The 14,099-nt window shown below is 58.8% G+C and carries 13 protein-coding genes; 4 read left to right on the top strand and 9 right to left on the bottom strand.

Translation table 11 applies throughout. The features are described from left to right. Positions 1 to 89 precede the first annotated feature (89 nt). From HC757_RS14225 to gmk, 6 genes are all read right to left on the bottom strand, one after another. On the bottom strand, positions 90 to 1,745 hold the full coding sequence (locus HC757_RS14225; protein ID WP_169565045.1) for an AMP-binding protein: 1,656 nt from the start codon (positions 1,743 to 1,745) through the stop codon (positions 90 to 92). Between the two features lie 297 nt (positions 1,746 to 2,042). After that, positions 2,043 to 2,738 (bottom strand): tRNA (guanosine(18)-2'-O)-methyltransferase TrmH, encoded by a 696-nt coding sequence (gene trmH / locus HC757_RS14230; protein ID WP_169565046.1) that lies wholly within the window; start codon positions 2,736 to 2,738, stop codon positions 2,043 to 2,045. Positions 2,739 to 2,814: 76 nt separating this feature from the next. Next, positions 2,815 to 3,198: a RidA family protein gene (locus HC757_RS14235; RefSeq protein ID WP_169565047.1), complete on the bottom strand. Its 384-nt coding sequence runs from the start codon at positions 3,196 to 3,198 to the stop codon at positions 2,815 to 2,817. Positions 3,199 to 3,251: 53 nt separating this feature from the next. Next, a complete protein-coding gene (gene spoT / locus HC757_RS14240; RefSeq protein ID WP_169565048.1) occupies positions 3,252 to 5,357 on the bottom strand; it encodes a bifunctional GTP diphosphokinase/guanosine-3',5'-bis pyrophosphate 3'-pyrophosphohydrolase in 2,106 nt (701 codons plus the stop codon). A 30-nt stretch (positions 5,358 to 5,387) separates the two neighbouring features. Beyond that, positions 5,388 to 5,666: a DNA-directed RNA polymerase subunit omega gene (gene rpoZ / locus HC757_RS14245; protein WP_102531199.1), complete on the bottom strand. Its 279-nt coding sequence runs from the start codon at positions 5,664 to 5,666 to the stop codon at positions 5,388 to 5,390. 61 nt (positions 5,667 to 5,727) lie between these two features. Beyond that, entirely contained in the window at positions 5,728 to 6,351 is a 624-nt protein-coding gene (gene gmk / locus HC757_RS14250) for a guanylate kinase (protein ID WP_169565049.1), read from the bottom strand. Between the two features lie 287 nt (positions 6,352 to 6,638). On the opposite strand from gmk, the gene HC757_RS14255 reads away from it, so the two are divergent. The 4 genes from HC757_RS14255 to HC757_RS14270 all read left to right on the top strand — a co-directional run bounded on the left by HC757_RS14255 (position 6,639) and on the right by HC757_RS14270 (position 11,740). Further along, positions 6,639 to 7,913: a hypothetical protein gene (locus tag HC757_RS14255; protein WP_169565050.1), complete on the top strand. Its 1,275-nt coding sequence runs from the start codon at positions 6,639 to 6,641 to the stop codon at positions 7,911 to 7,913. 275 nt (positions 7,914 to 8,188) lie between these two features. Then, positions 8,189 to 9,256, top strand: coding sequence for a phosphotransferase enzyme family protein (locus HC757_RS14260; RefSeq protein WP_169565051.1), 1,068 nt, complete (start codon positions 8,189 to 8,191; stop codon positions 9,254 to 9,256). Between the two features lie 119 nt (positions 9,257 to 9,375). Next, complete coding sequence (locus HC757_RS14265; RefSeq protein WP_169565052.1) at positions 9,376 to 10,794, top strand: MFS transporter; 1,419 nt, start codon at positions 9,376 to 9,378, stop codon at positions 10,792 to 10,794. 235 nt (positions 10,795 to 11,029) lie between these two features. Next, positions 11,030 to 11,740 carry a hypothetical protein gene (locus tag HC757_RS14270; RefSeq protein ID WP_169565053.1) on the top strand — a complete coding sequence of 237 codons (711 nt, stop codon included), beginning with the start codon at positions 11,030 to 11,032 and terminating at the stop codon, positions 11,738 to 11,740. 73 nt (positions 11,741 to 11,813) lie between these two features. Here HC757_RS14270 and HC757_RS14275 read toward each other — a convergent pair whose 3' ends face one another. From HC757_RS14275 to HC757_RS14285, 3 genes are all read right to left on the bottom strand, one after another. Next, positions 11,814 to 12,575, bottom strand: coding sequence for a sulfotransferase family protein (locus tag HC757_RS14275; RefSeq protein ID WP_425313976.1), 762 nt, complete (start codon positions 12,573 to 12,575; stop codon positions 11,814 to 11,816). Between the two features lie 138 nt (positions 12,576 to 12,713). Next, positions 12,714 to 13,043 carry an ester cyclase gene (locus HC757_RS14280; protein ID WP_244623562.1) on the bottom strand — a complete coding sequence of 110 codons (330 nt, stop codon included), beginning with the start codon at positions 13,041 to 13,043 and terminating at the stop codon, positions 12,714 to 12,716. 157 nt (positions 13,044 to 13,200) lie between these two features. Then, positions 13,201 to 14,097: a LysR family transcriptional regulator gene (locus HC757_RS14285; RefSeq protein WP_169565055.1), complete on the bottom strand. Its 897-nt coding sequence runs from the start codon at positions 14,095 to 14,097 to the stop codon at positions 13,201 to 13,203. Between the last annotated feature and the right edge of the window lie 2 nt (positions 14,098 to 14,099).

The raw sequence follows: 14,099 nt of genomic DNA on the forward strand, positions 1-14,099 counted from the left end.
CTGGCGCTGGGCGGGCCAATAAGCACGCAGGTGCAGATGGCACTTGCGTGCTTATGAGCCGCCATCCGGACTAAGCCGTCTGCGATGGGCTAAATTTCATCTTCCCAGACGACCTTGCCGCCGCGAATGCCCTCGACCCTGGCGCTGAATCTCTGCTCCAGCACATGGCGTTTGATCTTGAGTGTCGGCGTCAACACATCGTTCTCTATGCTCCAGGGCTCGTCGACCACTATGATGGCGTCGACGGTTTCATGGGACTCGAGATGCGGATTGATACTGTCCAGTGTCGCCTTGAGCGAGGCACGCACCTCTTCCCGCGGCTGCAGTGTTGCGCCTGCCGACAGTTGTACCAGGGCCACGGGGTGAGGCAGGCCCGAACCTATGACGCAGATGAGCTCCACATGGGCGTCTTGCGCCAGCTGGCGCTCTATGGGCACAGGCGCCACATACTTGCCCTTGGCCGTCTTGAAGTTGTCTTTGACCCGGCCCGTGATGCTGACACAGCCATCCGCATCTATCTCGCACAGGTCACCTGTGTGGAAGAAACCATCGGCATCGAAGGCCGCGGCCGTGGCCTCGGGTTGCAGGTAATAAGCGCTCATCAGCCCGGGACTCTTGACCAGCAGCTCGCCGTCTGCGCCTCTGCGAACCTGGCTGCCTTCTATGGGACGGCCGACCGTGCCTATCTTGGCCGCGTCGAAGGGGTAGTTGATGATGGAGTAGGCGGAGTTTTCCGTCATGCCCCAAGCCTCACAGATATCCAGCCCTACGCTGTGATACCAGTGGATCAGTGATGGCGGGATAGGCGCCGAACCCGAGCCAAGCAGGCGCGCATCCTGCAGTCCCAGGCCCTTGTGGATCTTGCGTTTTATCAGGCTCTTGATGACAGGCAGCTTGAGCAGGAAGTTGAGCTTATCCATGCCTATCTTGTCTATGATGTTCTGCTGGAATAGGCTCCACAGCCGCGGCACGGAGAAGAATACCGTCGGATGGGCGCGCTTGATGTCGGTGACGAAGGAGTCCAGGCTCTCGACAAAATACACTTGGCTGGCGGAGTAGAAGGAAGAGCCTTCGATGGCGACCCGTTCCGTGATGTGTGCCAGCGGCAGGTAAGACAAGAGCCTGTCGGCCGTGTTGGTCTGCAGATCCCGCACCACGGCCTGGCAGGTCCAGCCATAGCTGCCGAAGGTCTGGATCGCGCCCTTGGGTTTGCCGGTCGAACCGGAGGTATAGATGAGGGTCATAGTCTGCTCGGCGGTTGGCAGTGGCGCATCTATCAGCGGCTCACCCAGGTTCAGCAACTGCTGCCATTGATACTGGGCCGGCATGGTATCGTAGGGCAATGCCAGCCTGAGAATATCCCCGCCGATGGCGGCTTCCTGCTCGGCCCAGTGATCCAGCTTGCCGACCAGTATCGCCTTGGCGCCGCTGTGCTCCAGCACATAACCTATGGTATCGGCATTGGCCGTGGGGTAGATGGGCACGCTGATATAGCCGCCGTGCATCAAGGCCAGATCGCAGATAAACCATTCGGCGCAGTTCTTGGATAACAGGGCGACCTTGTCACCGGGCACCAGGCCCAGGTGCCTCAGGGCTCCGGCGAGTTGCTGCACCTGGGCCTGCACCTGGCGCCAGCTGAAATCCTTGCATTGGCCGTCTATGGGTTGGCGCAGATAAACCTCATCGCCTCGGGTCTCTACCCAGTGTGCCAGCATTTCTATCGGAGATTTGATCTGAGTATCCATAGGCAATTCCCTGTCTTTATTGTTATTTTTCAACTCCAACCAGTATGGCGATAATTACCGTGCGGCGCAATTGCTTTGCAGTATGGTGCAAGGCGGCTATCTGGCCTTGAGTATAAGGGTGGGAATGGCCGCCGGCTCAGGTGGTTTCCGGCACTGGTGCGCGCATCCTGTCCCACCAGTCTTTATCGGTAAGTATCTGTCCCTGGTCGTCGATGCGTGGATAGGGAATACCCCTTGCGCCGATAGGCTTTGGCCATAAGAGTTGGGGTGGCCCTAGCACTGGCCGCCGTTGCCGGCTCAGGTGGTTTCCGGCACTGGTGCACGCATCCTGTCCCACCAATCCTTATCGGCTACTATTTGTCCCTGGTCGTCTAGGTGTGGATAGGGGATGCCCTTGCGCCGACAGGCCTTGGCGTAGATGGGGTGACCCTGTTCGAACAGCAGTGTCTGGCAATAGGCCTCATCCAGTTTGCGGCTGCCATACAGGCCGGCGGCGCGGCGCTGACGCTCGGCCTCGAACAACAGCAGGCCGGCGGCGACCGAGACGTTGAGTGACTGCACCATACCGACCATGGGGATGATGACTTGCTTGTCGGCCAGGGCTATCGCCTCCGGGCTGACACCGTCTTTCTCGTGCCCCAGTATGATGGCCGTCGGGCGGGTATAGTCTATGTCGCGAAAGTCCACCGCCTCATCGGAGAAGTTGGTGGCGATGATTTGCATGCCCTCGGCTTTGAAGCCGGCTGCGGCCTCATCGATATGATAATGCTTGATGGTCTTGACCCATTGCTGGCTGCCCGAGGCCGTGTTGCCCGAGACCCGCATCTCTATGTCGGGCCAGACGGCGTGGATCTGGTGCACACCGACGGCATCGGCGCTGCGGATCACAGCGGCTATGTTGTTGGTCTTATGGACCTGATCCAGGCAGAGGGTGAGATCAGGCTGGCGGTTATCCAGCATCTGGTTGATGCGGGCGAAACGTTCCGGGCTCATATTTAAGATACTATTCAGGGTGATTGCTAGACAAAAACAAGAGGGCGCCGCGGCGCCCTCAGTGAAGTTGGATGGATTAGAGTTCCATCACACCATCCATCTCGACCAGCGAGCCTTTTGGCAGTTCTTTCACGCCTATGGCGGCGCGTGCAGGGTAGGGCTGACTGAAGTAGCGGCTCATGATCTCGTTGACTGTGGCGAAATGCGACAGATCTGTGAGGAAGATGTTCAGCTTGACTATGTCGCTCATGCTGCCGCCGGCGGCAGTGCACACGGCTGTCAGGTTGTCGAATACCTGGACCACCTGGGCGGAGAAGTCTTCGCTGACAATTTGCATGCTTTGCGGATCCAGTGGGATCTGGCCGGACAGGTAGACGGTGTTGCCGACCTTGACCGCTTGGGAATAGGTGCCTATGGCCGCTGGGGCCTTGTCTGTCGCAATGATGATCTTTTCAGCCATGAGGTGCTCTCTTTCCTTGTTAGGGTATTAAAGTTAAGGGCTAAGGTTAAAGCTTAGCGGTTACGTGAGGTGCGCAATACCTCGGGAAGTACCCGGATACGACGCATCACGTTAGCCAAATGGACACGGTCATGGACAGATATCCGCAGGTTGATCAGATATACCCGGCCGTCGCGTTCTTCGGTACTGAGATTATGAATATTCGAGCCTGCGGAGGCAATGATAGAAGTGATCTTCGCCAGCGCGCCCTGATGATTGACGATTTCCACCCTCAGATTGGCCTGGTACTCGACCCCATCGACATTGTCCCACTGCACCGGAATATACTTGTCCGGTTCGCCCTGATAACCGCGGATGTTGGCGCAGTTTTCCATGTGCACCACCAGGCCTTTGCCCGGGCTGACATGGGCTATGACCGCATCCCCAGGGATGGGGCGACAGCAATTGGCGAAGGTGACCAGCATGCCTTCGGCGCCGCGGATAGGCATGAGGTGGGCGTCTCTGTTGTCCTGGCTCTCAACCTTATCGCCCATGAGGCGCTGGGCTATGACTATGCTCATGGCATTGCCCAGGCCTATGTCGGACAGCAAAGAATTCAGTGAGGTGTGTTTGGTTTCGCGGATCACTTTTTCCAGTTGCTCCGCCGGTATGCTTTCGAGCTTGGTCTTGCCCAATGCATGGTTGAGCAGGCGCTTACCCAGGGCCACGGCGTCATCACCCTTGAGGCTCTTGAGCACCTGACGTATCTTGGCGCGGGCCTTGCCCGTGACCACGAAGTTGAGCCAGGCGGCATTGGGACGGGCGCCCTTGGCGGTGATGATTTCCACCGTCTGGCCCGAGATCAGCGGCTGACTCAGGGGATAGGCCTGGCGATTGACCTTGGCGCCGACACAGGTGTTGCCCACGTCGGTATGCACTTCGTAGGCGAAATCCACTGCGGTGGCGTTGACCGGCAACTCGAGGATCCGCCCCTCTGGGGTGAAGACGTAAATCTCTTCCGGAAACAGCTCTGTCTTGACGTTCTCGACGAACTCGAACGAGCTGCTGGCGCTTTGTTGCAGCTCCAACAGGCTCTGCATCCACTTGCGGGCCCGCACCTGGGTGGTGGTGCCTTGGGTGGGGTGAGTGCCGCCCTTATACATCCAGTGGGCCGCAACCCCCTTGTCGGCCATCTGATCCATGTCTTCGGTGCGGATCTGGATCTCGACCGGCACCCCATGGGGGCCGAAGAGCGAAGTATGCAGGGATTGGTAACCGTTGGCCTTGGGGATGGCAATATAGTCTTTGAAGCGCCCGGGTCTGGGTTTATACAGGCCATGCATGGCACCCAGCACCCGATAACTGGTATCTATGCTGTCGACTATGACCCTGAAGGCATAGATATCCATGACTTCCTGGAACTGCAATTCCTTATTGCGCATCTTGTTGTAGATGGAATAGAGGTTTTTTTCCCTGCCTTTGACCTTGCCCTTGATGCCGGCATCTTCGAGGCGGGTGTCTATGGCGGCTTCTATGCTCTGGATCAGTTCCTTGCGATTGCCCCTGGCAGCCTTGACCACTTCCTGCAATACCCGGTAGCGCATGGGGTAATAGGCATGAAAACCCAGATCTTCCAGCTCAGTCTTGATATTGTGAATACCCAGGCGGTTGGCGATAGGGGCGTAGATTTCCAGGGTCTCGCGGGCGATGCGGCGGCGCTTGTCGGGGCGCAATGCGCCCAGGGTGCGCATGTTGTGGGTGCGATCTGCGAGTTTGATCAGTATGACCCGGATATCCTGGGTCATGGCCATCATCATCTTGCGGAAGTTTTCTGCCTGGGCTTCTTTCTTGTCGCGAAACTTGAGCTTGTCGAGTTTGGAGACACCTTCGACCAATTCGGCGACCGCGGTGCCGAACAGTCCGGCGAGATCTTCCTTGGTGACCTGGGTATCTTCTATGGTGTCGTGCAGCAGGGCGGCCATCAGGGTCTCGTGATCGAGACGCATGTCCGCCAGGATGCGGGCGACCGCAACCGGATGGGTTATATAAGGTTCGCCACTCGTGCGCATCTGCCCTTCATGGGCATCACGCGCCACCTGATAGGCCTGCTTGAGTAATTCTACTTGTTCTGGTTCTAAATAACCCGATGCAGACTCTTTGAGACCTTCAAACAGATACAAGTGGCAGTTCCCCTCTTACAACTATGGGTCTTACAGTGAACGGCCTTCGGCAATGGCTGCCACTGCTGCGATCTCGGCAGCTTCGCGTTCACGTACGGTTTGGCGCTCATCCGCGTCCAGGGTGTTTGAAGTCACTAAACCAAGCTCGATCTCACGCAGGGCGATAACCGTTGGTTTATCGTTCATTTCTTCAACCATAGGGTCTTTACCCTGCACGGCGATTTGGCGAGCACGACGCGCCGCAACCAGGATCATATCAAAACGGTTGCCGATTTGTTCTACGGCGTCTTCTACAGTTACGCGAGCCATGTGTTGAAACTCCAGTGTTATCTATTGGGAAAAAATGACGCAAAATTGTACACGAAGACAGTTAGTCTGCCAACAGATCGTCAAGCATATCATTGTGTGTATGACATTGACTAGCGCGGGTTAAGCGCTGGCTGCCTATGATGACCCTTAAATCCGCTAACGCCTGCTCAAATTCATCGTTCACTATGATGAAATCATACTCGTCATAATGGGACATTTCGGAAACCGCCTGGGCCATGCGGGCGGCGATCACTTCGCTGCTGTCCTGGCCACGGCCCGTGAGGCGGCGTTCGAGTTCGGCTTTCGACGGTGGCAGGATAAACACCCCAATCGCCTCAGGCATCAGTGCCTTCACCTGTTGCGCGCCCTGCCAGTCTATGTCGAGGAACACGTCTATGCCCCTAGCCAAGGTGTCTTCTATCACCCTGCGTGAAGTGCCGTAGAAATTGCCGAACACCTCGGCCCATTCGAAGAAGGCCTCGTCGGCGATCAATGCCTTGAACTGCTCGATGCTGACGAAATGATAGTGTTGGCCGTCGACTTCGCCGGGGCGCGGACTACGTGTGGTGTGAGAGACAGACACCTGCATATCGGCAGGGGCATCTTTGAGCAACGCCGAGAGGAGTGATGACTTTCCGGCGCCACTGGGGGCTGACACTATAAACAGGTTTCCGCGTGCGGCCATGTGCTAAATATCCAATAAGTTAACGCAAACATAGGGCTGAGAGACGAGTCGTCGGCTCTACTTGAACTGAAACTCGCTCCCGGCGCTCGATTCCGGCCCTGAGGGACGCGAGTCGAGGCTTAGGAGCCCATTATACCGATTCAGGCCCCATCCGCGCCAGCCCACGGCCAAATTGTGCCGGAAAACGGCCCGGTCACTGACATTCACGGCCAAATTGGTTACTCTCTTGGGCTGGGCGCCGTGCCTGCGTAGTCGGCGTCAATTTGTTCATAACCTGAGGAAGAGTCGTGCTGTTAAAATCTCTTTTGTGTTTTCGTGGCCGCGATACCGGAGCCAGACTGGCCGCCGTCGGTAGCGCCGTTTATGGCGCGATTTCCATTACAGCCCTGTTGTTTGGCGCTAACTTCTTATTGGTCCTGCTGGGACTGGCGGCCATGCCTGTGTTGGGGCTGGCCGGCTATCGGCGCCTGCGGGATGCCGACAAGCCCGCCTGGCTGAGCCTGATGCTGTTGCTGCCCCTGTTCGCCTATGTGTTGGTGCTGCTGTTGGGAGCCGGTCTGGCGGCTATCCTCTTGTGCCTGTTGCCGGCACTCGCCTCGCTTGCCTGGCTGGCTTGGCTGCCACCCAGGTTATCCCTGACCTATGTGCAGGGCTACTGCGGTCCCGTGTTGACCCAGGCGGACTTAAGCCCCGGGCATAGACGCAGGGTCGAGCCGACCCTGGCGGGGCAGCAAGGCGCCGGGCTGGAGATGGCATTTCAGGACCCGAGTGCTGCAGATCTTGGGCCCGGCTTGACGGAGGACACAGGTTCAACGGCAGATGCCGCAGTGATTCATGGCTTTGCCGCTGGGCCACAGGAACCGACGCCCCATGCCTGGCAGGAAAGCCACCCGCAGGGGAATGCCAGGGAAAATGATGATGGCTATTGGGCCGACAAGTTGTGGCACGACAGCCAGGATAGGCAGAGTGACGCCGAGGCCTACGGGTCCGGCTCACTGACGGCGCTGTTGCGGCAGGGCATGCAAGGGGCTGCGGCGCTAACACTGAGGTGCCGCCCCTATGGGAAATACCTGGGCGCCGGCCTGTTGGCCCTAGGCCTGTCTTGGCTGGTATGGGCGCTGTGGCCGGATGCTGCCACGCCAAGCGACACGCCGACGGATGCCGGGGCCGCCACTTCCGAGACGGCACAGAGGCAGGTGCGCCGGGAAGTGAAGTTTGCCGATGGTTTCAGCCTGCAGCTGGAGGGGGAGGTGTTGCTCCTGCGCTGGCTGGGGGATAGCGGCGAGCCGCAGACCCTCTGGTCATTGGCGGATGCCAAGGGAGACAGACGTTGTGCCAGACTTGAGTTCAACAACGGCACTGTCTATCGCCCCATGCGGGTGACGCTGGGGGCGGATACGGCCACCGAGGCCAGATTCTCGCCTCTGGACACCCGCGACATCATAGTCGATATCGCCAGACGCGGTAACATCAGCCTCTGTGGTTATCGTTTCGACCTCAAGGGCAGCCAGAACACCCTGGAGCAGAGCCGGTTCTTCGCCGACTACCTGAACCAGGGCTAGGCTATTAAGGCTGGTCAGGTCGGGGGCGTTTGCTTTACACTTTCGCCCTCGTCCGCACCGCGTTTAGCAAGTCCGCATTGTCTGTATCTTTCGCTTGATGACTCGAGTCTTAGCTGAAACAGTCGGTCCTGCGCCGCAGGTCGTTCGCAGTCTGGTCATATGGGCGACTGCCGATTTCATCCTGGGGCAAGCGCCTGTTGGCCAAGGTTATCTGCCGCCCTCGGGCATCCGGAGGAAGTCACTTGAGTACAACAAAAATTGATGGAGTTACTGGCTTGATAACATTGGTCCGGCAGTCCGTGCTGCCTCATTTCGGCATAGTGGCGGCAGATGCCAGAGTCGCACCGCTGGGCAATGGCCATATCAACGATACCCTGTTGGTGCGCTGGCCAGGTGGCGAGTTAGTGCTGCAACGCATCAATACCCAGGTCTTCAAGCAGCCTATGGCGCTGGTGGGCAATGCCGGCATGATAAGCCGGCATCTGGCCGTTAAGGCCGCGGCGGGGCAGTATGATCTCAAGATCGTCAGTCCGCACCCGACCCTCGAGGGGCAGTTGGCCATAGATCTCGGCGAAGACGGTTTCTGGCGGGCGATAGCCTATCTGCCCCACAGCCACAGCATAGAAGTAGTGCAATCGGCGCAAGAGGCCGAGCTGGCCGCCAAGGCCTTCGGCCATTTCGCCAGGGCACTGAGCGATTTCGATGCCACTCGGCTCGAGGATGTGATCCCCCAATTTCATCATTTGCCCGGGCGCATCGCCGCGCTCAAACAGGCGGTCGCCGCCGACAGCCGGCACAGGCTGGCTCAATGTCGCACTTGGGTGGATTTTGTCCGTGCGCAGCAGGGGCTCTTGAGCGAGCTGGCCCAAGTCTCGCCGCAGCTGCCACTGCGAATTTGTCATAACGACACCAAGATCAATAACATGCTCTTCGATAAACGCGACATGTCCGGCATGGCCGTCATAGATCTCGACACCTGCATGAAGGGTCACCTCATGTATGATTTCGGCGACATGGTGCGGACCTTCTGCTCGCCGGAGGCGGAAGACTCGACGGCCCTGACGCGGGTGCGGGTGCGGCCGGAGATCTTCGCCGCCATCTGTCGTGGTTATTTGGCCGAACTCGGCGAAGTGCTGACGCCCCTGGAGAAACAGAGCCTGTGGCTGGGCGCCAGGGTGATATGTCTCATGATAGGGGTGCGTTTCCTGACCGACCATCTCAACGGCGATGTCTATTTCCATATCCAGCGCGAGGGCCATAATCTGGACCGCGCCGCCAACCAATTCACCCTGTATCAGAGCCTTCTGGAACAAGAAGCGCCGCTCAAGGCCTGCCTGGCCTGAGATTTTTCCGGGCCGTCCGGCCCGGCGATTTCCCCTCTGCACTCTGGCTTTGGCGGCCGGGATCATCCATAATCGCGCAATTAACAACCTCTTGATTTCACGCGGACTCATCCCCGATTATGGCAATTCCAGCGCCATCTGGCCCAGGCTATGTTAACTGCCGCAGCGACCGCACCGCCTGGCTGCGGGGCACCCTGAAGCGCTCGCAGCAGGAGGCGCTGGCTTCCTCCACCATGACGGCCGCCAGCGACAACTTCTTCAACGCCTATGCCATCTTTCTCGGCGCCTCGCTGTCGCAGATGGGCTGGGTCACAGGCCTGCCGCAGCTGTTCGGCGCCCTTGCTCAGCTGCTGTCGGTCTGGCTCGCCAGCCACTTCTCCCGCCGCCAGTTCATCGTCTGCTGCGCCGTGCTGCAGGCGCTGACCGTGCTGGCGGTCGGTGCCCTGGCGGCCTGGTCGCCCGAACATCCAGTGTGGTACTTCATCGTCCTGGCCGTGCTGTATCAGGGGTTCATCAACCTGATCCAGCCCCACTGGCGCGCCTGGATGGGCAGCATAGTGCCGGAGAAGCGCCGCGGTGCCTTCTTCGCCGCCCGCACCCGCCTCACCATGGGCGCCTCGCTGAGCGTGTTCTTCGTCGGCGGCGGCATACTCAGCCTCACAGACTCGCGCGGCATGGCCTGGCTCGGCTTCAGCCTGCTGTTTGCCATCGCCGCCATGGGGCGGCTGGTGTCGGCCTGGTTGCTGCTGCAGATGCACGATCCCGACATCAGGACGGCCCGTGAACCTGGGGTGTTTGTCCGCAGCCTGCAGAATTTTCGCGCTGCCTGGCAAGATCAGACCTTTCGTCACTACAGCCTGTTCGTCGCCGGCATGCAGGCCATGGTGGCGATCTCTGCGCCTTTCTTCGCCGTTTACATGTTGCAAGATCTCGGCTTCAGCTACCTGGAATTCGTGCTCGCCAGTGTCGCCTCCATCTCGACCCAGTTCATCAGCCTGAGTTTCTGGGGCCGTTTCAGCGACAGGTTCGGCAACCGGCTGGTGATGATCATCACCAGTTGCCTGATCCCCAGCCTGCCACTGCTGTGGCTGTTTGACGACCATTATGGCTACATACTGCTGCTGCAGGCCTTCTCCGGCTTCGCCTGGAGCGGCTTCACCCTCAGCACTGCCAATTACCTCTATGACATCCGGCCGTTCCGCTCTGACTTTGCCAGCTACGCCGCGCTGCAGGCGGCCCTGAGTGCCGCGCTGGTGTTCCTCGGTGCCATGGCGGGCGGCGCCATCGCCTCCCACGCCGCCGACTTCCTGGCCTGGTCCGGCTGGGGGGCTTGGCTGTCCAGCCCTATATTCCTGGTGTTCATGGTCTCCAGCCTGCTCAGGACCCTGGTCACCCTCTGGTTCATTCCGCGCTCGGTCGAGCCCAAGGTACGGCCCAGACCCAAACTGCTCGGGTTGGTGTTTCGCATTCGCGGCTTCAACGCCATCTCAGGCGTCGGCCTGGACTGGCTGACGGTGGTGAAGCGGCGCAAGGACTGAGGCAGAGGGAAGGGGGGGCTGGCAGGAGGCAGGTAACGCGGTATTAGGTTCCTCTTGCCGAACAGGGTTGTGTTTTTATCACAATGAATGGCCTTGCTGGAGCCCTTGCCTCTCTAACGCATCACAACATTGGCCATGGGAGGCGTGGCATCGAGGGACTTGCATTCGCAGCCACATTCAGGAACAGTTATTCAGTCAATAGCTCAATTACCCAACAAGGACAGTGAGGTATCAGATGGAAATCCGTCATAACAAATTCAATCCGCTCCCAAAGAGTCAACATACCCTTAGCCAGAGCGAATTATCCCAACAGCTTGGCAAGCGCCAAATATCACCCGCCACTCCCGATAGAAAGTCCGGCTCGATAGCCGGCATCGCCGACCCCCAACTAGAAGCACAGCAGCTGGCCGCGGCCGTGGAACAGTTATCGTTCGATGCAGATAAGCGCTTTAAACAGCATATTGTCGGGATGGAGAGAACCCAGGGAGCCATGCTGACCAGCGTCAATGAATTCAACTCCTTTAAGGATGCATTGATCGCTACCGATCCCGGCCTGGACTTGAGTGATTTGGATTTGTATCAACAAGAAGACGGCACACTCAGGCTCGGCAGCGAGACCTTGTCTCGCGGGCAGTTAGCCATATTTGAAGATAAGTTGGCTGAGAATGATGCGTTGAAACAGGCGATGAGCGATCTGCATTCGGGTGCGGCTCTGGCCGCGAACAGGCACGGGAATGGCTCAAAAGGTTTTGTTGAACTCAGCGCAGAGGATTTTTCCGGCACCTTACGTTTGAATGCATTGGCAGAAAAGTTTAGTTCACAATTTGATCCCCAAGGTTTCGGGCAAGACAGGAGCACCCTGGAACAGCGTATTTTTATCGATCCTATATTGTTCGCTGATTATCTGGCCCAGTCTGTGACTTCCAGAGTCGATATCTTGGTATGACAGAATTGGCATGACAGAGTCGGCAGGCTGTAGTACGGAGGCGCAAGGAGTGACAGGCGCCAAGAGCTGAGCCCTAGGCGCTTCGCTCCTCCAGCTTATAGTCGAAAAATTTGCGGCTCTGCGGCCCGGCGCTGTTGGCGTTGATCTTATTGGGATGTTTATACTCGCCCCAGCCGGCGACATCTCTGCCGACGTTCAATTTGGGAAAGTTCAGTTCCTGCTCGTCATCCGTAGACTCATTGGCCTCGGCCGCTAGCCCTAAAAATTGCAGCAAAGTGCCGAGGCTGCCTTGCCGGCTCACATCCAGGGACAGGAAATCCTGCCGCCCATCGAAGTAAGCCAGCACCTCTTGTCTATGTCTCTGATAACAGTTGGTTAGATGCTCACTGTCTCTGGGATCTGCCACCTGGCCAACGCCGAAGGTGTGGCGAAAGCTGCGTTTCAGCACTGGGTGAAAATAGCCCGTCTTCTCATCCAGGTGGGGCAGCATCTTGCCGAGCAGCATCTGCATCGACGCCAGCCAGCCGCTTATCTCCCGCTCCAGATAGACAAACCTGGCGCCGGGAAACAGCGCGTCCAATTGGCGGTAGTCGCTGAAACAGGGGGTATCGGCCACGGCATCGGCCAGCTCGAAGGCGCGCTTGGTGAACGCCATGTGCGCCACCTTCAATCCGGCCTCCAGCAGTGCCACGCTGATGCTGGTGGTGCCGGTACGCGGCAGGCCCAGGATGAAGATTTTGCCGCCCTGGGCTTGGGGCTCGGGTTGCGATGGGGTGTTGGACATAGATGGGTTACTGTCTGTATCTGCCTGACGGGACGCGGGAGTATATCCCAGCCGCCGGCGCTTGTCGGCAGAAGTTGCACCGGCCCTGGCGGCTACGCCGCCGCGCTTGAGCCGGAGCCGGGCCGTAACTTGGTTAACCCTGTGCAGGGCGGCGGTTTGCCTGAGTGTTGTTCTGACCCTGGATCAGCTTCATGTTTGGGTTCCCGCAGCGAGCTGTGCAAACAGGGTCTGATAATCTTCGAGGTGCCAGTTATCCGTGATTAGGCCATCTTGCACCTGATACAGGTCGACGGCGCGAAAGTCTATCTGCTGTCCCTGGCCCAGTTGCTCGCCAAATACCCAGCTAAAGTGGCCCTTGAAACGCAAACGGGCAATGGCGCGATCGCCAACCACAAGTAGATGTTCGACAGTTACAGATAGATCCGGAAGCGCCGCCCTGAATGCCTTGGAGGCATCGAGTGGGCCGGCAATTCCCTGCGCCCGGCCTTGGGCCAAGATGCAACAATTTTCGCAGGACAACCCCTTTCCTTAGGGGTTCAGGCTCGGGGGCTTCGTCATATGCCGCCGCGTTAATGCAGCTCTTCCCGTGCGCGCTGCCTGGTCTCCCAACAGGCCCTTTTGATGCTGCGCTTCACCATGAATGCTTGGCCTGGACCTTAGGACTCAGCACACAGGGTTACGCCATGCTGCCATCGCCCAGTTTTTCCGCCAGAAAGGCCACCAGGGCGCTGACCTTGGCCGGCAGGTGTTTGCGCTTGGGGTAGACGCAGTAGATGCCATGGGGCGGCAGGGCATAGTCGGGCAGCAACGGGACGAGTCGGCCGCTGCGCAGGTCGTCGCCGACGATGAATTCCGGCATGTTGGCAATGCCCAGGCCGTCCAGCAGCACGCTGTGGATGGCGTCGCTGTTGTTGACTTCGAAGTTGCCCTTGGGCTCGATACGCACTTCTCCCTCCGGGCCGAGAAAGCGCCATTCGCTGCCGCCGCGAAACAGGGAATAGAAGAGGCAGTTATGCTTGGCGAGATCGGTCGGGGTGCTTGGGGTGCCATGTGCGGCGAGGTAGCTTGGGGCGGCACAGAGTCGACTCAAGCAGGGGGCCAGGCGCTTGGCCACCAGGCTGGAGTCTTCGAGTTCGCCGATGCGGACCGCCAGATCCAGGCCCTCGGCGATGAGATCCGTCTGGCCATCGTCCATGGCCAGTTGCAGGCGAATGCCCGGGTAGCGGCGCAAGAACTCGGGGATGACGGGTGCTATGTGGCGCCTGCCGAAGACCATGGGCACAGTGACCCTGAGCAGACCTTTGGGGGCCTGTTGCAGCTCGCTGATGGCATCTTCGCCTTCTCTGGCGAAACGCACTGCCTGACGGGCGCTGTCATAGTAACGCTCGCCGGCTTCGGTCAGGCTCAGGCTGCGGGTGGTGCGATACAGGAGCTGCGCTCCCAGGCCGATTTCCAGCTGGCTGATGCGTTTGCTCACCGCCGATTTGCTGATCCCAAGTTTTGACCCGGCCGCCGAAAAGCTGCCGCATTCCACCACGGTGACGAACAGGGGTAATGCCGATAAATGTTCCAATT

This window comes from Shewanella salipaludis (assembly GCF_012911865.1).
Classification (GTDB): Bacteria; Pseudomonadota; Gammaproteobacteria; order Enterobacterales; family Shewanellaceae; genus Shewanella; species Shewanella salipaludis.